The sequence below is a fragment of the Paenibacillus sp. 05T425 genome (assembly GCF_056396205.1).
Map to the genome: position 1 here is coordinate 78,270 of NZ_JBFTLA010000013.1, position 23,946 is coordinate 102,215.

The following is a 23,946-nucleotide window of genomic DNA, read 5'->3' on the forward strand; positions in this document are numbered from 1 at the left end:
ATGAATGAAAGCCGCTAAAGTCAAATACAGCATTATTATACCGATGTACAATGAACAGGAGGTCATCGAGCATACGTATGACCGTCTCAAGCAAGTTATGGACACCACTGATGAGGCCTATGAGCTTATCTTCGTCAATGACGGTAGCCGTGATCGGACAGTCGAGCTAATTAGCATGATTAGCGAATTCGATCCCAATGTCCGTCTGATCGACTTCTCGCGCAACTTCGGCCATCAGATTGCGATATCCGCAGGGATGGATTACGCGCAAGGCGATGCGATTGTCGTGATCGATGCCGATTTGCAGGATCCGCCAGAGGTCATTCTCGATATGATCGCTAAGTGGAAGGAAGGCTACGAGGTCGTCTATGGCAAGCGTCTGAAGCGTAAAGGGGAAACCTTATTCAAGAAAGTGACAGCTAAGGTGTTTTACCGAATTTTGCGCAGCATGACGAGCTTCGATATTCCGATCGATACAGGCGACTTCCGTCTGATTGACCGCAAAGTGTGCGACGTATTGCGCGGATTGAAGGAAAAAAACCGTTTCGTGCGGGGACTTGTCAGCTGGATCGGTTTCCGTCAAACGATGGTCGAATACGTTCGCGAGGAACGTTTCGCAGGCGAGACTAAATATCCGCTGAAGAAGATGATCGGCTTCGCGCTTGACGGCATTACGTCCTTTTCCTATAAGCCTTTAAAGATTGCGACATATGTCGGCTTCACGCTATCGATCGGCAGCTTCCTGTATTTGCTAGTCGTAGTGTTCCAAAAGCTGTTCTCGGGATTCCCTGTACAGGGCTGGGCATCTATAGTTGCTGTCAATTTGCTGTTTAACGGAATTATTCTCATGATTCTAGGCGTTATTGGTGAATACATTGGTCGAATCTATGACGAGTCGAAGGGACGTCCGTTGTATATCGTCCGTGAAGTGCAGGGTTATTCGAGCAGCGCTGGCAGTGAAGCGGATGAAGATGGGGAAAGTACAGGCAGGAGTCGAGATCGGGATAAACAATATGTCTAGCAACGGCCGCAGCCGAAAGGCGTTAGCCATTCAATTCTTAACGTTCAATGCAGTAGGGCTGCTAAATACGGCAATTGATATTGTTCTATTTGCACTGCTCGTATGGCTAGGCATTCACTTTGCGATCGCGCAGGTGATATCTTACGGTGCGGGAATGGTTAACAGCTACATACTGAACAGCAAATTCACATTTGGCGGAGAGACCGGAGGAACAGCTGCGACTCACAAGCCGGGGCGCTTGCAGAAGTTGATTCGCTTCGTAGTATGGAACGGTGTTATACTAGCAGTCTCAATTCTATTATTGGCTTTGTTGACGAAGCTTGCCGGTATGGAGGAGCTATACGCAAAGCTGATTGCAACGGCGGTGACGGTAGTCATTAATTTCTATGGCAGCAAACGCTGGGTATTCGCAGGCGCGCGTGTCAATGGATAGGTGAATAAGCTCTAGAAACAAGAGGTGAGCAGAATGAGAAAAATATTGTCTTATACTTTAGTCATACTTGGCATATTAGTGCTTCTCTACCCGAAGGCCAGCGAATGGTACGAAACGAAGCAGCAGGACCGGCTGATGGCGGAATGGGAAGATGCGAGCTTCGATCAAACCGCAGAGGATGAGGCGCAGGCGCAGTACGAGGATCTGACGAACCTATTCGGCGAAGAGCCGGGTAATTCAGTCGAGACTGTCGATACCGCAGCTGTAACGACGGATGCGCCAACAGCCACAATTGCGCCTACCGATAAGCCGAAGGCGGAGACGCCGAAGCTGCAAGCGATCGCCACGATCAAGATTCCGAGCATCAAGCTAAGTCTGCCCGTACTGGAAGGGGCGACGCAGAAAAATATGAAGTATGCGGCTGCTCATCTGAAGGAGACGGCTAAGGTCGGACAGGTAGGAAATGCCGCAATCGCTGCCCACCGGATGAGAGCGAAGGGAAAGCTGTTCAATCGGCTAGGGGAAGTGAAGGTCGGCGATAAAATAACGGTCGAGACGAAGGATGAGACGTTCACCTATACGGTCTATGACGTTTCCATTGTTGAGCCTACCGATGTGTCTGTCTTGAACTACAATAATAAGGATAAGCTGCTTACGCTTATTACATGTGACCCGATCGTAAAGCCGACCCATCGTCTTATTGTTCATGCTAAGTTAAGCTAGACTCGCAAAGATAGACTTTTAGCAGGGAGTCATATGATCGGGGACAATCATATACTAAAGGAAGAGAGGAGAGATCTGCAAAAGTGAATGCGCATCGACTATCTTCCTATCGTATAGTGAGCCCTGAATGATTGTTGGGACGGTTGCTTCAGCTCGTGATTTGCCGAATGCGATTGTATTGGCTAAGTCGGTTAAGGAACATATGCCCGGAACGAAAATTGTCGTGGGGATTGTGGAAAGCACACTGCCTGCCCATGTATCCCAGTGTCCGTATTTTGATGAGGTTATTTTGATGAATAACGTGCTGCACTACCCGAATCTATCGAAGTTCTGGTTTCAATATGATGAACAGGAAGCGAAAAATGCAAGCAAAGCTCCGCTTATGAGCTATATTTACGATCGTTATGTTCAAGAGCATCTGCTCGTTTATTTGGATTCGAATACTAGGATCTACTCCCCGCTCAGCGAGCTTATCGAAATTCCGAAGCAGCATCCCATTGTAATTGCCGGACATCATACGAACTCTGACTTCATGGAATGGGATTGGCAAATGGAAGCAGGCAAGGCAGGCATATACAGCTCAGGTATGGTAGCCTTAACAAGGCATTCCGAGGCCAAACGTTTCTTGGCTTGGTGGAGTAAAATATCGGAGCGTTATGCAGGCAACGAATATTCGTATCTGGATTTGGCGCCGATCTACTTTGATAATGTTCATACGCTTCGTCATAACGGCTATGGCATAGAACATCGAAATCTAGTAGAGCGATGGAATATTGAACAGATTGCCAAAGACGCTTACACGGTTAATGGCAAACCGCTTCGCTTCATCCACTTCTCGCCAGAGCTTGCTGCGGCCGCAAGGTGGTTGGATGATAACAAAGCTTGGAAGTATAGTCAGATTTATCAAAGTTACGCCCTTGAGGTGGCCGAGGCGGCTAATGGTCTCGGAACCGCTATGTCGTGGAGCTTCGGCAGCTTTGCAAGCGGAGAGATCATCGACAAGGAAGCCAAGCAAGCGTTCCGCAGCAATTACTACGATAATCCGGTCATTGATAATCCGTTCCAGCTTAACAACGGGTTCTTCCAGCCTGGAGCCTCCTACTACAGATCGTCCTCTAATGTTGACTTACGTCCTTCACGCAAACCGCTAAGAAAGAAAAACCGACTGAAGGAAGGCAGCAGAAGAGCTGTTCCATCCTATAAGAGAAGGACCTCTAAGCCGCTTTTAAAAACGCGTTATTAATATCCATCTTATGTAAGGCAACGATCCGTTTTCGGTTTCAGCAGCTTAGCACCTGCTCAAAGCCGTTAGCGGATTCTTGTTTTAACAGGATAAAGCGATAGGCAGAACAGCTCCCTGAAATCGAGAGCCATTCTGCCTCTATTTATTATTTCTTGTTTTTAGTTGAAGCGCCCTATGCTGCAGCTTTATATATTGTTCTTCGATGCTTGTATCGTACCAACGTTCGTTGTACGCATAACCGATCATCCTGCTCGATTGGCAAGCGTTGTTGAGCGCATCGGTTAATTGAATTTCACCATTAAAGCCGGGCTTTGTCTGGCGCAGCTTGTCGAAGATATTCGGCTTGACGATATAGCGGCCCATCACGGCAAGCTGAGAAGGAGGGACGCTTGGCTTCTCGACGATCGAGTCGATATCGTACGTTCGCGCTTTAATACGCGAAGCCGATACAACGCCGTAATTGATCAGCAGCTCCTGCTTCATACTCTGCAGTCCGATGACATTGGTGCGGTATTGTTCAAAACATTTGATTAGTGGAGAAAGCATCGATGTCCGGCTTAAACTAATCTGGTCCGGGAGCATGATGGCGAACGGTTCGCCGGCCGCGAAAGACTCGCCAAGCTGAATCGCGTGACCGAGGCCGAGCGGATCCTGCTGCCGGACGTATTGGATGCGGAGCGTAGTCGGAGCGATAAGCGGAAGCAAGCTCTCCTTCTGGCGTTCTATCAAGTAGGATTCCAGCTCGGGAGAACGATCGAAGTAATTCATCACTTCCGTCTTGTTCCGGGACAGGACGATGAGAATATCCGTAACTCCCGCTTGTACCGCTTCAGCAACGACGTAATCAATCGCAGGCTTGTTGCCGATCGGAAATAACTCCTTTGGAATGACCTTTGTTGCCGGCAGATTGCGTATTCCGTAGCCTGCTGCCGGAATAATCGCTTTGCGAATCACGTGGAATCACCCCTCGACGATAAGCGCGCCGAGCCGCCCCCAGGCAGCGCGGTCGTGGTTATCTTTTTTTAAGCGCATATTTGCGAAAGTTGGTTGTCCGGGCGATGAATCTTCCCGTCTTCATCAAGTAGGATTTCAACGGCTTCCACGTATGCATGCCCGGGTCGGACTTACGCATGTAGACGTAATTGTGACGGCTTGTCGCATACGTTCTGTAGCCCTGGCGCCGGAAGCGGGTCATGAAATCGACGTCTTCGCCAAGCGATATGGCACCGAACCGCACGCGCTGGAAAGCACTTTTGCGAATGACCATCGTGCCTCCGGCGACATAATTTTGATAGCTGTTTTCGTGTCCAGGAAAACGAAGGATGAGCGTCTTGTCATCCACGAAGTAAGTGAGTACCGTGCGCTTGCCGACCATATCGGCGTTTTTGAGCCGCATGGCACGCAAGGAAGAGGTCAAATAATACTTGGTATAGAAGTCGTCATCATCGAATTTGGCGATGACGTTGTACCCACTCCGATCGGCGGCAAAGTTGAGACATTCCCCAAGCGATACAGATTCGGGCAACTGATAGACGTGGACGTCCGGGTACGCCTTCGCTTTCTCAACCCATGGGCCTGAATCGATCACGCTGCTGTTCAATACAATGATCAGCTGCTTGTTAGGAAGCAACTGGCGGATGTAATTGTCGAATATATTATTCATGTATTGGGGCTTGTTCGTGCTCGTAATGATGGTTACGCCGTTGATCGTCCTATTGGAGAGGCTAGCTTCCTTTATCATATGATCACCTCGTCGATAGGATTAAATGAATTTTCCTTTCTGAAGCAGCAGCTTGATTTCTTCATGAGACATCAGCTCTTGGTCAGATTGGAAGTAGGGGAAGCTGATTTTGTTTAGATGGTTGTACTGGTTCAATAGCTTTTCGGCGGAATGGGAGGGTAAAATAACGTAATATTGTTTGTCATATTGATAGGTCGTCTGCGACTCGGTGCGGGAAATGAGCACTTCGTGCAGCTTCTCGCCTTCCCGCATCCCGATTTCCTTGACGGGGAGGCTCGTTTGGCCGAAGACCGACTTCAGCACTTCAATGAGATCGGTGATTTTGCAAGCCGGCATCTTCATTACGAACGTTTCTCCGCCGATGGCTGCGGAAGCGGCTTTGATAAGAAGCTCGATCGCCTCCGGAATTGTAAGGAAGAAGCGGGTCATCTCCTTATCCGTAAGGGTGAGAGGCTTGCCTTCCAAAATTTGCTGTTTGAATAAAGGGACGACGCTGCCATTTGTTCCAAGGACGTTGCCGCCTCGAATGCAGACGAAACGAGTGTGCTCGCTAAGATCATTCGCTTTGATGATCAGCTTCTCTCCGATCGCCTTCGTCAAGCCGTAGAAGTTGATCGGGTCAACCGCCTTATCGGTCGAGACGTCGATCACTTTGTCTACGCCATTCTCGATGCTGGCGCGAATAATGTTCTGCGTGCCGTTCACGTTCGTCTTGAGCGCTTCCAGCGGCTGATATTCACAAATCGGAACATGCTTGAGCGCAGCCAGATGGAACACGTAGTCGACGTTCTGGCAAGCGTCGGATACGGCCTCGTAATCGCGAATATCGCCGATCAGGAAGTTTAGAACGGGGCTGTTGAACTTTCGTTTCATCTCGACTTGCGTAAATTCGTTACGGGAGAAAATTCTAATTTCCTTCGGCTTCTCGGTCAGCAGCTTCCGCGTCAACTCTTGCCCCCAAGAGCCCGTACCTCCAGTAACGAGTATCGTTTTGTTCGTAAACATGGTGAATCCTCCTTGTATGCCTTCAAGTCTTAGCGCTGAACGATGGCGCGGCAAGCATTTATTTATTCCAGATCACTTTGTTAATGATCGGGGTATAGCTCTGAATGAGTTTGACGACTTTAATGGAAACGTTCGTGTCGGCGTAATCCGGCGGCGTTGGTAAATTGACCGCTTTCTGGGCATGAATGCCGACTGCGAGCGTAATGGACTTCACCAAATGCTCTCCCGTAACGCCGCCGATTACGATCGTCCCCTTGTCGAGCACTTCGGGACGTTCGGTACTTGTGCGAATCAAGACGCCGGGAAAATTCAGAATGGCGGACTCCTCGCTTAATGTGCCGCTGTCGGACAATACGCAAAAGGCGTGCTGCTGAAGCTGGTTGTAGTCGAGAAAGCCGAAGGGCTGATGAATCTGCACGAGCGGATGAAGAACGATCTGCTTCGCTTCCAACTTTTTGAGCGACCTCGGGTGGGCAGTGTAAACAATGGGAAAACCGAATTGCTCGGCCACTTCGTTCACGGCATTCATAAGCGAGAAAAGCTGAGCGTCGATATCTAGATTTTCCTCGCGGTGAGCGCTAAGCACGATATATTTGTTCCGCTCAAGGCCGAGTTTATCGATAATATCCCGCTCATCGATCTCTTTCTGGAAATCGCGTATCACTTCAGTCATCGGCGAACCGGTTACGAAAATATGTTCCTTGCGTATGCCTTCGGCCAACAGATAACGTCTGCTATGCTCCGTATAGGGCAGGTTGACGTCGCTGATATGATCAACGATCCGTCGGTTTGTTTCCTCCGGCACGTTCTGGTCGAAGCAGCGGTTGCCGGCCTCCATGTGGAAAATCGGTATTTTGAGCCTTTTGGCGGCAATGGCGCCAAGCGCGCTGTTCGTATCGCCGAGAAGCAACACGGCATCCGGCTTCTCGCGCTCCATTAGCTCATAGGAGCGGGCAATGACGTTGCCAATGGTTTCGCCGAGATGCTGGCCGACGACGTTCAAATAATAATCGGGCTTGCGGAGCCGAAGATCTTCAAAAAAGATATCGTTCAGCTTAGGATCCCAGTTTTGTCCGGTGTGCACGAAGATGTGATCGAAATATATGTCGCACGCTTTGATTACGGCAGACAACCGGATAATCTCCGGTCGTGTACCCAGCACCGTCATCACTTTCAATTTTTTCACGTTATACCGCCTCCGGATATAAATGGTTAACCATGAGTTGGAACAAACGGTCACTCAGATGAAGCTGGTTGAACAACGGCTTCGCAGGGTCGTCATAGCCGGATTGCAGTTGGCCATACAACGACCAGACCGCGCTTCGCATGAAGTCTTTCGGAAGCGGAGCAGCGTCTCTGTAAAACAGCAAGTAGGGAGATGTCGTTAGTTCCCGTGCTTTCAAGAAGACGTCTTGATCGGAGGCCATTGGCATGCTGATATAGTGCACTCTTGGATCCGGCAATTTTACGACGGGTGGATGCAGCTCCTGATTCGGCGATTGATCGATGACGATGCAGAGGAAATTGAAGTAGCTCTGCTCTAGCAGCTGGTTTAATCTTTCGAGCTGGTTAGGAGTGCCCGAGTACGTGAGGATGATCGTCGTTTCTAGCGGAATTTGGCGTCTTTGGCGGGCTTCCAGGCGAATCTGCTGGGAAATATATCGTTTGCTTCGATATAGAAGGGTTGAACTTGCTAGTTTTCTAGACATGCTGAAGGTGGAATGAACGCGATACTTCATCAATTCGACGGGAAGGAAGACCGTGCCGCACTGCTCTGTAAGCCGAAGCCAGTAATCGTAATCCTCGACGGGCGTATACCGATATTCGCCGACAGCGTTTGCCACTGAGGCGCGATACATGAAAGAGGCACCGATAAAACAAGATTCGATCAGGTTCTCGATGGGCTGTCCTCTCCACTGGCGCAGCAGCACCTGCCGGGCGGGAGAGTGGAGGATTTTGCCAAGGTTGTTGATATGATAGCAGCTGCTGTATGCGAAGCCTACGTGCTCGGGAGCTTCCAAGAGGCTTTGGCGCAAGGTGCCGACATATTGAGGAAAATAAATATTGTCGCTGGATACCCAAGTAAGATACTGAATGCCGGGATCACCCATAAGCATGCCGAAGCCTGTATTCAACGCATGGCTTGTGCCCCTATTGACCCGATACGAGACTACTTTCACGCGTGAATCTCTTCGAGTCTCTCTACGCACCGTTCTTACCACATTGGCAGTTATACCGTCTATTACGATAATAAGTCTGAAGTTTCTATACCTCTGTTTTAATACGGAACGAATGGCTGCCTGCAGAAAACTCGTTTTTTGCTTATATACAGGCATAACAATGCCTACATCCGCCATGAAATTGCCTCCTCTCTGACGAATTAATGGATATTCTCCAAGTTATTCGCTGTCTTTGCCGACTGCTATCGGCTATGATCTATTTCTTTGAATATAGTTTTTCAACCAGCCGATAGTAGCCTTATTTTTCTAGCATCAATCGCAATCTAGCCGATGCGACATATACTAGGGCAGAGCAATAGGGGATGCAAGTATAACGGAAAGGAGAATGTCCAGGTGAATGTATTGGTCACTGGAGCAAACGGATTTCTGGGGAGAAATCTGCTGGAAGGGCTTAGCCGGTCGAGCGATGTCCAGATCCATTCCTATGGAAGGGGAAACAGCATCGAGGAGCTCGAGCAGCTCTTGGTCAAGGCTGATGTCGTGTATCATCTGGCAGGAATCAATCGTACAGAGCGGGAAGCCGACTTTTATATGAATGAGGAATTAATGAACGCGATCACGCGCTTGTTGCGAAAACACGATAGATCRCCAAAAGTCGTCTATGCTTCAACGATTCAAGCTTCGAATGCGAATGCTTACGGCAGAAGCAAAAAAGCAGCTGAAGATGCGTTGCTTCGGTTCGGGGAGGAAACCGATGCGCCCATCTATATTTTCAGGCTGCCGAATCTATTCGGCAAATGGAGCAAGCCGAATTACAACTCGGTCGTCTCCACGTTCTGCCACAATATTGCCAGAGGTTTTCCCATTACGATTAGCGATCCGAACAAGCAACTGGAGCTCGCTTATGTCGACGATGTCGTCAGCCGATTCATAGGGCTGCTAGGCGAGAACGAGAGAGCCGACGGCCCCTATTCCGCAATATCCCCTACCTTTGCCGTTACGCTGGGAGAGCTGGCGCATACAATAACGGCATTTAAACAACTCCGCGAGACAGGAATACTACCGCTTCTAAACGATCCTTTGACGAAAAATTTGTATTCGACCTACCTTTCCTACTTGTCGCGAGACGACTTTTCCTACGAAATCAAATCTTTCCACGACCATAGAGGCAGCTTATTCGAAGTCATCAAATCCGAAGCCGCTGGACAAATATTCGTTTCCACATCCTTTAGAGGAGTAGAGCGGGGGCATCATTACCACAATTCGAAAGTGGAGAAGTTCTGCGTCATCAAGGGCAAGGCGATCGTAAAATTCAGGCATATTTTTGAGGAGTCCGTATTCTCCTATGAACTATCGGAAGACAAGAGAGTCGTTCTCGACATTCCTCCCGGATATACGCATTCGATCGAGAACGCCTCGGAGGAAGAGCTGATCGTATTGTTTTGGGCAAATGAAATCTTTCAAGCGGATAGGCCGGACACGTATCCAAGCAAGGTGTAGCCGCTTGAACAACAGGAGGGAACAACAATGACTGAGCAGGCTCCCGTTACGAATATGAAGGTAGTTATCCTTGCGGGCGGCTACGGTACGAGAATTAGCGAAGAATCCGTATTGACGCCCAAGCCGATGATCGAGATCGGCGGCAAACCGATACTATGGCATATTCTCAAAATCTATTCCTCATACGGATTCAATGATTTCATTGTTTGCCTAGGATACAAGGGAGACAAGATCAAGCAATATTTCGCCAATTACGCGCTTCACAACTCGGACGTCACTTTCGATTTCAGCAATGAAGGACTCATGAAGACGCATCATTACGTTGCCGAGCCATGGCGGGTTACGCTCGTAGAGACGGGCAAGGATACGTTGACCGGTGGAAGGGTGAAGCGGGTCAAAGACTATATCGGCGACGAGCCCTTCATGCTGACCTACGGCGACGGCGTGGCGGATATCAACATCAGCGAGCTGGTGCGCTATCATCAGGAACATGGCAAAGCGGCAACGGTAACAGCGGTGCAGCCTCCGGGACGGTTCGGTTCCTTGAAGATTGACGGGAAGCAAAAGGTAGAGGGCTTTACCGAGAAAATGAAAGGTGACGGCGGGTGGATTAATGCGGGCTTCTTCGTTATGCAGCCAGAGGTTCTGGATTACATTGAAGGCGATCACTCCATTCTGGAGCGGGAGACGCTCGAAAGGCTGGCGGCAGAAGGAAATCTGATGGCTTATCCGCACGCAGGCTTCTGGCATCCAATGGATACGCTCAGGGACAAAACGTATTTGGATGAGCTGTGCAAAAACAAAAAAGCGCCATGGAGCAAATGGTGATTGCGATGAATGGAGCAAACTTCTGGAATGGGAAAAAAGTATTTATTACCGGACATACGGGCTTCAAGGGTTCGTGGCTCAGTATCTGGCTAGACTCGCTAGGCGCTAAAGTGACGGGATATGCGCTGGATGCACCTACGACGCCTTCCTTGTTTCGTTTAAGCCGTCTCGATTCGCGGATCCATTCCGTTATAGGGGATATAAGAGACAGGACGAAGCTGCGCGAGGCATTGTTCTCGGCCGAGCCGGATATTGTGTTCCATATGGCCGCTCAGCCGCTTGTGCGCGAATCGTACAATCTTCCCGTAGAGACGTATGAAGTGAACGTGCTTGGCACCGTTTATCTGCTTGATTCGGTGAAGCAATTGAGCGACGCCGGCAAGCCTGTCAAGGCAGTCGTGAACGTGACGACGGACAAATGCTACGAGAACAAGGAATGGATATGGGGCTATCGGGAGACCGACGTTCTCGGCGGCTATGATCCATATTCCAACAGCAAGGCTTGCTCGGAGCTCGTGACGAACAGCTATTGGAATTCCTTCTTCAAGAATCGCGGCGGCACGGCGATAGCAACAGCCAGAGCGGGCAATGTAATCGGCGGAGGCGATTGGGCGAGCGACAGGCTTATCCCGGACGTTCTGCGCGCCATCGATGCAGGCGAGGCGATCACGCTTCGCAACCGGCATGCCGTTCGTCCTTGGCAGCACGTACTGGAGCCGCTTAGCGGATATATGCGGCTGGCTGAGAAGCTGGCGATAGAGGGCTCCCGCTACAGCGGATCATGGAACTTCGGACCCGACGATGACTCCGTTCAACCCGTTGAGTGGGTCGTCGGCCAGCTTGGCGAGAAATGGGGGGAAGGAGTAGATCTTCAATTCGAAGTGCAGCCTCAGCCCCACGAAGCGACCTTGCTTAAACTTGATTGCTCCAAAGCCAAGACGATATTGGGGTGGAAGCCGAAATGGGACCTGTCGGAGGCAGTCGGCAAGATCGTAGAGTGGCATAAGCGGTACCAGGGTTTAGAGAATGTTACGGAACTATGCCTGGAGCAAATTCACGAATACGAGATGCTGGACAGAAACAGGCGATTGCCATGAACGAGCAGCCTTCCTTCTTGCTGACGGGCGCGACCGGTTACATCGGTTCCCGTCTGGCGAGACGGCTGGTGCAATCCGGATATCGCGTTCACATCGTTGCACGGCCGCAATCGAAGCTCGATTCGTTAGGCGCTGCGCAAGGAGCCGTCCACGTTCATCCTTATGACGGAACGACGGCCAGCCTGCTCAAACTGTTCGCGGAGTCGCATATCGACATTGTCGTGCATCTGGCCTCGCTCGCTACCGTCACGCATGACCTGAAGAACTTAGAGCCGATGCTGCAGAGCAATATCCTATTCGGAACACAGCTTGCAGAGGCCATGACGAAGCATGGCGTTCCGTATCTCGTCAATACGGGCACGTACTCGCAGCACTACGATAACGAAGCGTACAATCCGCAAAGCCTATACGCGGCTACGAAACAAGCTTTTGACGATATTCTCGTTTATTACACGGAAACGGCATCGTTATGCTGCACAACGCTTGAGCTGTACGACAGTTACGGGCCAGACGATCCGCGTCCCAAAATCGTCCCTCTGCTTATCGCCGCTTATCATAGCGGCAGTAAACTTGCGATGTCGCCAGGCGAGCAGCTGCTTGATTTGGTCTATATTGAAGACATCGTGGACGCTTATGCAGCGGCGGCGGCTAGATTGCTGGACGGGCGCGCGGCGAAGAGGGAGCGGTTCGTTGTCGCGACCGGCAAGCCTCTCACGTTGAGAGAGCTGGTAGCGAAGCTGGAAGACGTTACGCGGACAAAGCTGCCAATCGGGTGGGGGGAGCGCGGCTATCGCAGCCGGGAGATCATGGTGCCCTGGAGCAAAGGGATCCTGCTGCCTGACTGGCAAGCGGCCACCCCGATCGAGAAGGGACTTGCGTTATGCCTTCGCGCTGCCGTCCGCGATCAAGAATAGAGTAGATAGGAGAGAGCATATGATTTTTTGCAGCGTTACGACGAATAACCATCTTGGGTTAGCCGTTATGATGGCATGCTCCATTAAAAAATATTATCCCGGAGCGAAAATAGTATTATGTCTGGTAGAAGAAAACAAATCCGTGCTGGCGCCTTATATGTCGCTTTTCGACGATGTCGTATTGGCTAAAAACCTCGGCTTTCCCCAATTCTACCGCCATATTTTCAAGCATAGCGAAATTGAAGGTCCGTGCTCTTGCAAGGCGAGATTGATGCAATATGCCTTTAATCGGTTTCCGCAAGAGAGCAAGTATGTTTACACGGATACGGATCTGATGCTGTACGGCGATATTTCAGAACTTCTCGACGCATTGGACTATTATCCGATCATCCTAACGCCGCATAACTTCCAACCGAAGCCGGCCGTTATCCGTCACGGAGTATTCAATGCAGGTTTGTTCGCCTTGCGCAAATCGCCTGCAGCCAATCGTTTTCTAAAGTGGTGGGCTCATAAGCTGGATACAAGTTGTTATTTGGATGTTGATAAAGGGCTTAATGCGGACCAGAAGTGGCTCGATTACGTGCCACAATTGTTCGGCGGCTATATATTTCCGCATCCAGGCTATAACGTGGGGCCTTGGAATTTGAATGAGCGCATCATTAGCATTTCGGATACGGGCACGTTTCTTGTGAACAGCCAGCCGCTCAAAGTGTTTCATTACTCCAGCGTCCTTAGGAATCCTGATTACGTAAGCTTCTTGCAGGAAGGGTACGAGAAAGCGCCGATCAACGATGCAACGGTCATGCTCGTCAACGGGTATCTGCATGAGATTAGCCCGCTGAGAGGCTATTATCAATTGCCTTGGAGCTATTCGTTTTTCCATTCCGGCAGGTCGGTCATGCTGAAAGCAAGGCATAAATTCAGATACCGTACTCGCCTTTTCCCCAAAGTGAAAAATCCTTATGCGAAATCGAACATGTTCTTTTTGAGGAGGAAATAACCGTGCCCGATGTAGGAATCGTTCTTCCGGTATACGTGCAAAGAAGAGATTATCTGCGCGCCGCCATTCGTTCGATCCGTAACCAGCTATACCGGAATTATAGGCTTGTCATCGTCATTGACGGGGTTACCCCAGCGGTGCAGCAAGTCGTGCGCATGGAGGCGAGACGGGATAAGCGGATTCACGTCATTGCCTACGCGCAAAATAGAGGCACCGAGCATGCCCTGAACGTCGGTTTCGACTATTTAAACCGAGTTCCGGGCATCCGGTACTTGACTTGGGTTGCCAGTGATAACATCTACCATAACAATTTCATTAAAGTGCTCAGAAGAAATTTACGGCTTAGCCCGGATCATGTAGGGTTGGTCTATAGCAGCATGAAACTCATTCAAGGAACAGGCCAGTTTCTTGCATATACGAATACTTGGCAGAATCAGCCAAAGGAGAAGCTGCTCGACTATAACTTCATCTACGGATCGTTCATGTACAAGAAGAAGTATGCGGCAATGGCCGGCGTATATGAGCATACACCAGTCGAGGACTACGATTTCTGGCTGAAGTTGGCGGAACATTGCAGCATTAAGTATGTGCCGAGGGCTTTGGTCACGTACCGGATGTTCGCTCCTCTCAGCAATTCGTTGAAGATTAAGACCGACCCTGCTTCATTCCGGTACAATCGTTACAAATATCAACTAGTCAAACATCTTGCGCGAATGAGGCGAGGAATCGCTCCCGAGACGAGCATCATCTATTCGGTGAACGGCTTTTCCGAACAAATGGTCAATAGGCTGGAAGAGCTGCTGAATCAGAATTATTCCAACTACCGGATTTACTTGATCGATACTTCTCCTGATGGAAGCGCGGCTCAAGCTTTAAGACTGATTCCGGATGCTAGAATCGATTACGTGTCCATCCCGTCGGCCGGCGAACACGAGGTACGGCAAGCGGCCATCAACTATGCGATTACTCCGTTCGTGCTGTTCTATTCGCTGGATGGAGCGACTTTGGAAGCGGGATATTTGGAGAACATGGCAGCCAACCTGCGATCTATGCCGTATATGGCAAGGGTAGATCAAATGGCCAACAACCAGCTTTATATGTCAGCCGCTCTTGCAGCAGTATAATTCGCAACAAGCCGCTTCCTGTCAGGAGCGGCTATCCTCATCGTCTGCGGGCATGTCGCTTTCGTATCCAAGATCTTGCAGCGTCTKCCCGTAGCGAACCGTTAGCATTTTCATTTGTTCGTTCGTCAATCGCTGCTTCCATTCATGAACGATTCCTTTGCGCATAAAAGCGATATTTTTATTCGTATCCTTATATTCTTCCCACTGATCCTGTTGGGCAAGCTCCAGCTTCTTCATATTGTCGAACGAAGACCAACGAATGGCGCGGTAGATGTCTAATGCGCTTTTTTTGATGCCGAGAAACTTCATGATTTTCCTCATTGTCCTGCCGGTATGCGAGTGAAGGTCTTCGTATTTAATGATAAGAACGCCGTTCTTGATCTCATCCTTGCGGTTAAGCCAACCGTTCACGTGCTCGTCCCAATTGCCTGGCCATATTCCGCCTGCGCAGAAATGCTGCAGAAATTGATCAAAGCTTAAATCGTATTCCGGAACGGTTTTCTTATGATAGAAATAGAACGAGATAGCCACATCGCGGACATCCCGAACGATATAAATCACTTTTGCGTATCTGCCGTCGAATTCGGAATGGCTTTTTACAATATAGGGATGACTGCTTTGACTGGCTTTCTCCAGGTTAAAATCCGGATAATAAATAGACGTGGTCGTCCTGTGGAAGTTGGTCCAATCCGTCGCCTGATCGAACAATAAGGATGAGAGCAGGAATCTTACCCAGGTGTTGCCCGATTTCGGATAGGAAACGAGCATGACGACATTATCCGAAGAAAAGTTGTTGTTGGCATTTTGATCGCTACTCATAGAATGAACCTCCTCTTTGATTCATATCGCAATCTATTATTTATTAAATGCTAGATTTGACGTTCGGTGCTCGTCATGCCGTCCATTTTCGTTAAAGTGAGGCGTTGAACACGGAAGCGGCGACTGCGCCGTTTCCCGGGGCATTTCATCTGCATAATATGTCTGTAGAACAAGCATAAACATGTAGGAGAGGAGACAGCGGAATTGAACGTGATATTATCGGCGGCTACGCATCGATCGGGATCCACGCTCGTGCAGCGCATACTGAATGCGAGGCCGCAGACATTGATTTGGGGAGAGCATCTGGGCGTTCTAAGCCAGTTTCACGCGATATACCAGAAAGTGCAGACGTTATCGGAGAAAGGGAAGTCGAGCCGGCAAGCTTACTTCCAAAGCGGAGAAAATCCGAACCAATGGCTAGCCTTAATGACGCCGTCGCCAGAGTTCATTGAGAATGCGACGATTTCGTCGGTGCGGACATTCTTGGATCAGCTTTATCAACAAAACAAAGAAGGCCATGATATGATCGGCTTCAAGGAAGTCCGTTACGGCGCCAAGGAACTGACGATACTGCAAAAATGTTATCCCGAGGCGAAGCTGCTCCTGCTCGTCCGCAATCCGCTGAAGGCATGGGAGAGCTATCCGAAATCATGGGGAGAATACAGCGGCGCGCTTCAATTCGCCAGGCAGTGGAACAACAACGTGAACGATTATTTGGCCATGTCGAGAAGCAATCCGCAAGCCGTATTTATTCAATACGAGAAGCTGATTGCCAAGGAAACGGGTACCGTTGGCCGGTTGACGGAGCTGGCTCAAATTACGAAAGAAGAGCTTGACGGGGTGCTCGCGCAGAAGATTCGCGGCTCGGTGCGCAAAAAAACGATAACGCCGAAGCAGGCTGCCGTCATTAGGCGAGTGTGCCGAAGGAATATGAAATTGCTCGGTTACTTGTAGCAGATGGACGGAAAGGCCGCCCCTTGGGGGCGGCCTTTCCGTCGTTACGCGCTATCGCGAATTTCGGTAAAACGTCTGGAAGGATATTTCGGCAAGCGATTGAATGGGGCGGGCATACGGAACATGGACCATTTGGCGGATTTGCTTGATCGTTTCTTCGAAATAGTCGATTTCGGCGGAGTAATCGCCTCGGCCGTAGAATACAACATAAGGCGTCTGCACAAGCTCTAGTCCGCGATTGATTGCCTCGACATACGATAAACCAGGGTACGCGATGTAATCAATACGGGGATCGGGCATCTCCCCGAGCACGGGCATGGCGCTTGTGTCCGGCGTTAAATCGAGAAGATAAATTTTTTGGTTCAAATAAACCTGCTCCAACAAGCTGTCGAGGCGATGCAGCGTTTCTTCGGAGGCGTCCTGGACCGGGAAGATAACGCTTGTTTCATAAGGAATATTACGTCTTGCCCGAGCTTCTTGCACGCATAGGTTAAGCAGGTATCGCTTCAAGTAGTATTTTTTCTTCGAATTGCGCAATTCGAGGGAGTTGCTATGGGGCGACCGGACTCGGAAGTCCATCAGAATTCGCGGCACAAATATCATATCGGATACTTCGGTTAGCCGCAGGAAATAATCGTAATCCTCGACGGGAGTATAACGGTACTCGCCAACCTGCTTGGCATAACTTTTCTTGTAGAGGAACGCGTAACCGATAAAATAGGTTTCGAGCAGCTTCTCTTTCGTTTGCTGGCTTTGCCACTGGATATACCCTTTCATTTTCTCGACGTCGACGGGAACTCTTTGGTAATGCATGACGAAGCGAAAGCTGGAGTGAACGAAGCCGACATTCGGAGGCGCGTTCTTCAAGTTTCGGCGGAGGATGCGGATGCAATTGGGGTAATAGTAGTTATCGCTGGATACCCATGTCAAATATTTGATGCTGCGCATCTGTTTCAAGACGTTGAAGCCGACATTAAGCGCCGTGTCCGTACCTTGGTTCTGGGGTCTCGGGATAACTTGAACTCTAGCATCTCTTCGTGCAAAGTTTCTTGCAATCCGCAGCACGTTGGGCGTAACGCCGTCAATGACGATAATGAGCTTTATGTTCCGATAGGTTTGTTTAAGAATGGAGCGTATTGCTTGCCTGAACAGCATACTGTCCTGCGTGTATACAGGCATGACTATCCCAACATCAGCCATAATGAAGAAGCACTCCCTCGTATCTTTTGATAGCATAGTATATTCGGTAGCTTCTTCTATGACACGGCATTCTCCCATTACGGCCGCTAGCCTTGGTACTTCTTTTCCACTCCAAATGCCTTGGAATGCCGACCGCCCATTTTATTTGATTGCCGCACCAATAAGACCCACCATTCATAAGATAAGTTGACTGTATCCCTTAACCTTGTTAAACCATAAAAACCCGAGCAAGGAGGGGTGACAAACATTGAAGGGTAGCGACCATAAGAGCAAGTTTTTATTGACGCATCGTGAACGCGAGGTATTCGAGCTGTTGGTACAGGATAAGACAACGAGGGATATTGCACAGCAATTATTCATCAGCGAGAAAACCGTCCGCAACCATATTTCGAATGTCATGCAAAAATTAAATGTAAAAGGTCGTTCGCAAGCGGTTGTCGAGCTGATTAAGCTTGGGGAGTTACAAATTTAACATAGTAAGCTCTCTCCATTCTCGTTTGTCAGGGCTTCTCGCCCTTTCTACATGCTTATAGAGAAAGTCAATGAGGCAGCATAGCGATATGCTGTCTTTGTTTTGCGTGGCGAGGAGACAAGCTTTGAAGGGTAGCGACCATGAGAGTAAGTTTTTTGTTGCAGCCGCTTGTCCCCGAATCTATCAATTTCAATCGGCAAACGCCTGATTTTGTAATAAATAGACTAAAGTCTAGCAGCAGGTGGGTTAATATACGATCATCTTTGATAGGCTATGAGTAATATATACAAATCCATAGGAGGTGTATATATTGTATAAGTTTGTGAACAAAAGGTCTCATAAGAGAGTAGTTTCTAAGTGTGAGCCGAAGTGGAAGCCAGCATTTAAACCAGAGTGGAAACCGGAGTTTAAACCTAATTGTAAGCCGAAGTGGAAACCGATTGTTAAACCTAAATGTAAACCGAAATGTCATAAAAATATTGTTTTGAAAAAGAAAGTCGTAAAAGTAACTTGTCCAGCTCCTATTGTTAGAGTTCGTCCTGTTCCAGGGCCGCAAGGACCACAAGGTGCGCAAGGTCCTCAAGGAAATACGGGGCTCACGGGCCCTCAAGGCACTCCTGGCACTCCGGGCACTCCAGGCGTTCAAGGACCTCAAGGCATTCAGGGCGTCCCGGGGATGCAAGGCCCTCCGGGAGGCATATCCGCGTTCGCTTTCGTGTGCAGTGATGTAGACCAGGAGGTTGATGCTGCTCCTGCCGCTGGCGCACAAGGCGGAGCTGTTACGTTCGAGAATCCACCGATTGTAGTTGGAACTGCAATTACTTTCACTGCTCCATCTAGCCTGAATATTATCGAGAACGGCTTCTATCATATTAGTTGGGAAGTTTACCCAATGGAGGGCAATTCGGCGTTCGGCCTGTGGTTCGATGCCGATGGCGCAGGTCCTGGCGCAGCAACGCTAGTTCCTTGCAGCAACTATGGATCAGCAGCTGGCAACAATCCTTACCAAGGTCAAGTCGTGGCTCAATTATCCGCAGGCGGAGTGTTGACACTTAATCGCATTGACCAAACGGGTACGGTAGTTCTCCAAGGTAATTTGACTGGGCCGAATAGTGCACCAACCGTTAGTGCTTCGATTGTAATCCAAAAAATAGCTTAATAAAGTCAACGAGACAGCATAGCGATATGCTGTCTTTGATTTGTGGACTGCGCAGGTTAATGAACAGGCTATTCTCAAAAGATTAATGCCCATTCAACTCGGCGCGCAAAATAATTTCATGGCCAGATGAGACGTTGCCGTCCGTAACCAGCTGTTCGACGGTCTTGATCAGCTCTTCGTTCTCGATCGCAACGGATGTAACCGGCGAATAGCCGGATGCAACAATCGCATCAATGTCGAAGTCAATGAGCGTTTCGCCTGCTCGGAACGTATCTCCAGCTCGAACATGAGACATAAAACCATCGCCGCCAAGCTCGCCGGTACGAACGCCGATATCGATCTGGAGTCTTAAGCCTGATGCGTGCTCGACGACAATGGAGTGGCTGGTATCGGCAATATGCGATACGGTGCCATAGAAAGGTGCGACGATTTGTCCGCTCTCCGGGTTGATGGCGAGCGCATCCTCGCGGGGTCCCGCTAGAATCTCACCTGATAGGGGAGAAGCGATGTCGACCTTTGTATGCTTGCTCTTGCCAAATAGCTTAGTTAGCATATCGTAAGATACTCCTTGGGAAAATTTAAAAAGCGCTATTAAATAAGCCATGTGAGAGTGGGTTTGCTGCCGCTGAAGCGACAGATGTCTCTGCATGGCTCATTTTGTATCCTATCGTTACTTCGACTCAGTATCCGTCCGTTTGCTCGCCCAGCTCTTCCGCTATTTCCATACCTTCGTTCGCTGGATGCGTGCCGACATGGCCGGAAGCGCCTTGTCCATTCGCATTCGCTTGCTTCAAGCCATCAGCGACGCGAGCGCCATAATCGGCATCCGCTTCGGTGAAATGGCTGATCATTTTCTCTTGAATGTACGGCGTGCAGTTGCTTAATGCATCTACCAGGTTAGCGATTAGGTCATCGCGCTCAAGCTGGCTGAACTGGCGGTACGTATCCCCTGCCTGCTTGAAGTTGTTCTGGCGGTCGATCGTCGCCCTCGTAAGTTTGTCCGAGTAGAACGGCTCATATGGGGCGCCGGGGCGGTCTGCCTCTTGCAGTCCGCCGAGCGATGATGGCTCATAGTTGACATGCGGATTTTGACCAGGTGCTATATCGACGTAGAACGCCATTTGGCCGTCGCGCTGATTGGTCGCCACCCGTTTCTTTGGCGCATTAATCGGCAACTGCAAGTAATTGCTGCCTACCCGGTAACGCTGTGTATCGGAATAGGAAAGGGTACGACCTTGCAACATTTTGTCATCGGAGAAGTCGAGTCCGTCAACGAGGACGCCTGTTCCGAAGGCAGCTTGCTCGACCTCGGCGAAATAGTTTTCCGGGTTTTTGTTCAGAACCATTTTGCCGACGGGCAGCATAGGGAATTGCTCTGGCGGCCACAGCTTCGTATCGTCAAGCGGATCGAAGTCCAGCTCTTCATGAGCATCGTCGCTCATCCACTGTACTTGAAGCTCCCACTCCGGATATTTGCCTTGTTCAATCGCTTCATACAAATCCTGTGTGGCATGATTGAAGTTTTTGGCTTGCAGCTTCTCTGCCTCGTCTTGGGTCAGGTTGCGAATGCCTTGAAGGGGCTCCCAATGGTATTTGACGAGAACGGCGTTGCCCTCCGCATTCACCCACTTATATGTATTGACGCCGGAGCCTTGCATCTGGCGATAGTTAGCCGGTATACCCCAAGGAGAGAAGAGGAACGTAATCATATGTGTAGCTTCTGGCGTCTGCGAGACAAAGTCGAAGAATCGCCCCATGCTCTGCACATTCGTTACCGGATCGGGCTTAAAGGCGTGAACCATATCCGGAAACTTCATCGCATCGCGAATGAAGAAGATTTTGAGGTTGTTCCCTACTAGATCCCAGTTGCCGTCTTCGGTGTAGAACTTCGTTGCGAAACCGCGCGGATCGCGCAGCGTTTCCGGAGAATGGCCGCCGTGAATAACGCTGGAGAAGCGCACGAACACCGGTGTTTGCTTGCCTGCCGTCTGGAATAACTTCGCGCGCGTATATTTGGCAATCGGTTCATCGCCAAGCTTGCCGTAGGCTTCGAAGTAGCCGTGAGCGCCGGCGCCTCTGGCATGAACGACCCGCTCAGGCACGCGTTCGCGGTCGAAGTGCGATATTTTCTCGATAAAATGGTAGTTTTCGAGTGTGGATGGGCCACGGTTGCCAATCGTTCTAATATTTTGGTTGTCGGTTATCGGATGGCCTTGGCGATTCGTTAACGTTTGCTCCGACTCACCGGGAGCTACGCTGCCTTTATTGTCATTCGTTTCATTTGTACTCATAGCACAGCTACCCTCCATATTGGAATCATGTGGATCCTTGCTTTAGTATGAAGCGGCATAAATATTTTTATTCATATAAAAAAGAATGGGACAATATAGATCAATTTGCTCAAAAAATATGAATTATATGGTATGATAGAACCAATACATACGCATATTCACGCTTTTCAGGTTAAAATTTCATAAAATTTGCACGTTTTGTTATGTTGCTAGGAATATTGTTCCGTATTGTAATGAAAGTTTACATGGCTAAAGGCTAAAGATTTTGCTCTTTTTTCTTAAGGTTTTTGCCATTACTCAATTGTCAAAAAGAGTTGGATTGTCCATTAAGCGATCATGAGACATAATGAGAGCTATAATATACAGAAGGGCAAGATGCAGGGGATGCAGCGCAACATTTGGCTAATGGCGGTTAGCATTATCGTCATTCTTATTTTAATCAATAATACGGTCTATTATTTTTTGACGAAGAAGACGCTGGAAGAGTCGTTGAATCATGAAATGTTGGCACTGGCGAAGCAGCTTGAGATATCTCTCGAGCAATCAAGGCTCGGCGCGGAGCTATACCAAAATCAAATCGGTCGTGAGCTGCGCACTGCTTCGATCGCAACGCAATACGCGCTTGATCCGGATGTTGAGAATGTGACGAACGAGCAGCTAGCGGAGCTGAGAGACAAGCTTGATCTTAGCCACATCACACTGCTCAAGCGAGAGCCTGACGACATTATACTGTACAAATCATCCGACCCAACCCAGCTTGGCAAGAGCACGAAATCATGGGATCCTTGGTACACCGCCTTCAATCAGCTTTTCGACAATAAGGAAGTGAAGGTTGATTGGTTAGGTCAAACGCTGACTAATTTCTGGAGCGGGCCCTTTGAAGTATCTTCCACTGACGTCAGCAAAATTTATAAATGGGGCTATTATTTCGACGGAGCTTCCAATTACATCGTTGACCCGTATGTCAGCTATGAGCTGTTGGATCAATTCGAGAAGATGACGGGTGTCGATCGAATGATCGAGAATTCGGTCAAGCATAACGACGATTTGCTCGAAATTGCTTTTATTAATCCGGAAATGTTCCCAGACGGCAATCAAACGATTCATCCTAATGGCGATGTGCAGGAGCATCAAGTGCAGCGGCCGATTTTCTACGGCAATTATACGTTTAAGTCGAAGAAGGATGTTGAGCTCGTAAGACATGCGTATATGTCGAAGCAAATGGTAACGTTGAAAGAAAAGATAAACGGCAAGCATGTATTCAAAATGTTCATTCCCGTCGATGTAACGGATAAGGGCATGAGCATTACGGATGAGAACGGCGTTCCGATGAACAGCTATGTGCTCAGTCTCGTATCCGACTACAATGTTGTTCAGAAGCAGCTCGACAAGCAGTTTCTAAATCTTGGACTTATTATTATCATTCTTACGGGCTTTAGTTTGCTCATTGCCTTTGTAGCCATGCGTTATTTCAGACAGTCTCGCGACAAGGCGGTTCGTGTTACGCAGGAAACCTATATTGATGAAATTAACCAAATGTTCCATTCGATTCGTGCCCAAAGGCATGATTTCCTCAATCACGTACAGACGATCCACTCCTTAGCCGAATTAAGAAAGACGAGGGAACTTGCTGCCTATACGAAGGAGCTAACCGGCGAAATTCGCTTAATGAACGATATTATTAATATCGGCAACCCGGCTATTGCGGCGCTCATCCGCTCGAAGATCTCGCAGGCAGAGAGCCACAAAATTCAGTTCGCTTGCTCATTCAGCGGATTGAATATGCAGGAGATGGGAGCTAAGACGCTGGATGTGAATCGTATACTCGGCAATCTTATCGATAACGCCTTCGATGAAGTGCTCAAGTACCCGGATGAGCAGCGAATCGTCAATTTGGTCGGCAATCAGACTGATTGCGAGTTGGAGCTGACGATCAGCAATATTTGCTCAGATGCGCCGAGAGTCATAACGAAGCCGCTTATGGAGGCTGGTTATTCGACGAAGCAGGATGAACATCAAGGTCTCGGCCTGTCGATCGTGAAGTCGATTACAGACAAATATAAGGGATCGGTGAAAATAACTGCCGAACCTAATAATTGGATTACGTTTTCAGTTATCATTCCTATTTAACGCTACTAATAAGCCAATTCGACGAGTATGATTCGTCGGATTGGCTTATTTTTGTTTCAAGAATGAAGGATTAGGCACTTAGAGAGGCAATTGACTAGTCGTCATGTGGTAT

The 23,946-nt window shown here is 49.1% G+C and carries 23 protein-coding genes; 14 read left to right on the forward strand and 9 right to left on the reverse strand.

Translation table 11 applies throughout. The features are described 5' to 3' along the window. Positions 1–4 precede the first annotated feature (4 nt). From AC1DF0_RS25570 to AC1DF0_RS25585, 4 genes are all read left to right on the forward strand, one after another. Positions 5–1,021 (forward strand): glycosyltransferase family 2 protein, encoded by a 1,017-nt coding sequence (locus AC1DF0_RS25570; RefSeq protein ID WP_477576025.1) that lies wholly within the window; start codon positions 5–7, stop codon positions 1,019–1,021. Then, on the forward strand, positions 1,014–1,454 hold the full coding sequence (locus AC1DF0_RS25575) for a GtrA family protein (RefSeq protein WP_477576027.1): 441 nt from the start codon (positions 1,014–1,016) through the stop codon (positions 1,452–1,454). The genes AC1DF0_RS25570 and AC1DF0_RS25575 overlap by 8 nt, the downstream gene beginning before the upstream one ends. A gap of 33 nt (positions 1,455–1,487) precedes the next feature. Continuing rightward, positions 1,488–2,177, forward strand: coding sequence for a class D sortase (locus tag AC1DF0_RS25580; protein ID WP_442052946.1), 690 nt, complete (start codon positions 1,488–1,490; stop codon positions 2,175–2,177). A 127-nt stretch (positions 2,178–2,304) separates the two neighbouring features. After that, positions 2,305–3,420, forward strand: a complete 1,116-nt coding sequence (locus AC1DF0_RS25585; RefSeq protein WP_442052947.1) for a hypothetical protein — start codon at positions 2,305–2,307, stop codon at positions 3,418–3,420. A gap of 138 nt (positions 3,421–3,558) precedes the next feature. Here the strand turns inward: AC1DF0_RS25585 and AC1DF0_RS25590 are convergent, their stop codons facing one another. From AC1DF0_RS25590 to AC1DF0_RS25610, 5 genes are read right to left on the reverse strand one after another with little or no spacing between them, the layout of a single operon-like run. Beyond that, positions 3,559–4,374: a UTP--glucose-1-phosphate uridylyltransferase gene (locus AC1DF0_RS25590; RefSeq protein WP_442052948.1), complete on the reverse strand. Its 816-nt coding sequence runs from the start codon at positions 4,372–4,374 to the stop codon at positions 3,559–3,561. Positions 4,375–4,432: 58 nt separating this feature from the next. Beyond that, on the reverse strand, positions 4,433–5,161 hold the full coding sequence (locus tag AC1DF0_RS25595; protein WP_442052949.1) for a glycosyltransferase family 2 protein: 729 nt from the start codon (positions 5,159–5,161) through the stop codon (positions 4,433–4,435). 21 nt (positions 5,162–5,182) lie between these two features. Further along, entirely contained in the window at positions 5,183–6,166 is a 984-nt protein-coding gene (locus AC1DF0_RS25600; RefSeq protein ID WP_477576030.1) for a UDP-N-acetylglucosamine 4,6-dehydratase family protein, read from the reverse strand. A gap of 58 nt (positions 6,167–6,224) precedes the next feature. Then, positions 6,225–7,352 carry a non-hydrolyzing UDP-N-acetylglucosamine 2-epimerase gene (wecB, locus tag AC1DF0_RS25605; RefSeq protein WP_442052951.1) on the reverse strand — a complete coding sequence of 376 codons (1,128 nt, stop codon included), beginning with the start codon at positions 7,350–7,352 and terminating at the stop codon, positions 6,225–6,227. Between the two features lies 1 nt (position 7,353). Further along, the gene (locus AC1DF0_RS25610; protein WP_477576031.1) at positions 7,354–8,523 is read right to left on the reverse strand and encodes a glycosyltransferase; all 1,170 of its coding nucleotides are present in this window, start codon (positions 8,521–8,523) and stop codon (positions 7,354–7,356) included. Between the two features lie 216 nt (positions 8,524–8,739). Here AC1DF0_RS25610 and AC1DF0_RS25615 point away from each other — a divergent pair, with 216 nt between their 5' ends. The 6 genes from AC1DF0_RS25615 to AC1DF0_RS25640 are packed head-to-tail and all read left to right on the forward strand — an operon-like array spanning position 8,740 to position 14,809. Beyond that, positions 8,740–9,846 carry a polysaccharide biosynthesis C-terminal domain-containing protein gene (locus AC1DF0_RS25615; RefSeq protein ID WP_442052953.1) on the forward strand — a complete coding sequence of 369 codons (1,107 nt, stop codon included), beginning with the start codon at positions 8,740–8,742 and terminating at the stop codon, positions 9,844–9,846. A 54-nt stretch (positions 9,847–9,900) separates the two neighbouring features. Then, complete coding sequence (gene rfbF / locus AC1DF0_RS25620) at positions 9,901–10,674, forward strand: glucose-1-phosphate cytidylyltransferase (RefSeq protein WP_442052955.1); 774 nt, start codon at positions 9,901–9,903, stop codon at positions 10,672–10,674. 5 nt (positions 10,675–10,679) lie between these two features. Next, complete coding sequence (gene rfbG / locus AC1DF0_RS25625) at positions 10,680–11,771, forward strand: CDP-glucose 4,6-dehydratase (protein WP_477576115.1); 1,092 nt, start codon at positions 10,680–10,682, stop codon at positions 11,769–11,771. Next, positions 11,768–12,685, forward strand: coding sequence for an NAD-dependent epimerase/dehydratase family protein (locus tag AC1DF0_RS25630; RefSeq protein ID WP_477576033.1), 918 nt, complete (start codon positions 11,768–11,770; stop codon positions 12,683–12,685). The genes rfbG and AC1DF0_RS25630 overlap by 4 nt, the downstream gene beginning before the upstream one ends. Before the next feature lie 19 nt (positions 12,686–12,704). Beyond that, positions 12,705–13,685, forward strand: a complete 981-nt coding sequence (locus tag AC1DF0_RS25635; protein WP_477576035.1) for a DUF1647 domain-containing protein — start codon at positions 12,705–12,707, stop codon at positions 13,683–13,685. A 2-nt stretch (positions 13,686–13,687) separates the two neighbouring features. Continuing rightward, positions 13,688–14,809, forward strand: coding sequence for a glycosyltransferase family 2 protein (locus AC1DF0_RS25640; protein ID WP_477576037.1), 1,122 nt, complete (start codon positions 13,688–13,690; stop codon positions 14,807–14,809). Between the two features lie 21 nt (positions 14,810–14,830). Here AC1DF0_RS25640 and AC1DF0_RS25645 read toward each other — a convergent pair whose 3' ends face one another. Beyond that, positions 14,831–15,628: a sulfotransferase domain-containing protein gene (locus AC1DF0_RS25645; protein WP_477576039.1), complete on the reverse strand. Its 798-nt coding sequence runs from the start codon at positions 15,626–15,628 to the stop codon at positions 14,831–14,833. 210 nt (positions 15,629–15,838) lie between these two features. On the opposite strand from AC1DF0_RS25645, the gene AC1DF0_RS25650 reads away from it, so the two are divergent. Beyond that, positions 15,839–16,582, forward strand: a complete 744-nt coding sequence (locus AC1DF0_RS25650) for a sulfotransferase (RefSeq protein WP_477576117.1) — start codon at positions 15,839–15,841, stop codon at positions 16,580–16,582. 51 nt (positions 16,583–16,633) lie between these two features. Here AC1DF0_RS25650 and AC1DF0_RS25655 read toward each other — a convergent pair whose 3' ends face one another. Next, positions 16,634–17,782 carry a glycosyltransferase family 2 protein gene (locus AC1DF0_RS25655; RefSeq protein WP_477576041.1) on the reverse strand — a complete coding sequence of 383 codons (1,149 nt, stop codon included), beginning with the start codon at positions 17,780–17,782 and terminating at the stop codon, positions 16,634–16,636. A gap of 247 nt (positions 17,783–18,029) precedes the next feature. Between AC1DF0_RS25655 and AC1DF0_RS25660 the strand changes: the two genes are divergently transcribed. Then, positions 18,030–18,254, forward strand: a complete 225-nt coding sequence (locus tag AC1DF0_RS25660; protein ID WP_006040330.1) for a helix-turn-helix domain-containing protein — start codon at positions 18,030–18,032, stop codon at positions 18,252–18,254. Positions 18,255–18,930: 676 nt separating this feature from the next. Next, the gene (locus tag AC1DF0_RS25665) at positions 18,931–19,413 is read left to right on the forward strand and encodes a collagen-like protein (protein ID WP_477576043.1); all 483 of its coding nucleotides are present in this window, start codon (positions 18,931–18,933) and stop codon (positions 19,411–19,413) included. An 82-nt stretch (positions 19,414–19,495) separates the two neighbouring features. Here the strand turns inward: AC1DF0_RS25665 and AC1DF0_RS25670 are convergent, their stop codons facing one another. Together AC1DF0_RS25670 and AC1DF0_RS25675 are read right to left on the reverse strand one after the other, a co-directional pair. Then, a complete protein-coding gene (locus AC1DF0_RS25670; RefSeq protein ID WP_442053034.1) occupies positions 19,496–19,966 on the reverse strand; it encodes a PTS sugar transporter subunit IIA in 471 nt (156 codons plus the stop codon). 127 nt (positions 19,967–20,093) lie between these two features. Beyond that, on the reverse strand, positions 20,094–21,704 hold the full coding sequence (locus AC1DF0_RS25675) for a catalase (RefSeq protein WP_477576045.1): 1,611 nt from the start codon (positions 21,702–21,704) through the stop codon (positions 20,094–20,096). A 375-nt stretch (positions 21,705–22,079) separates the two neighbouring features. On the opposite strand from AC1DF0_RS25675, the gene AC1DF0_RS25680 reads away from it, so the two are divergent. After that, on the forward strand, positions 22,080–23,834 hold the full coding sequence (locus AC1DF0_RS25680; protein ID WP_477576047.1) for a sensor histidine kinase: 1,755 nt from the start codon (positions 22,080–22,082) through the stop codon (positions 23,832–23,834). Positions 23,835–23,946 lie beyond the last annotated feature (112 nt).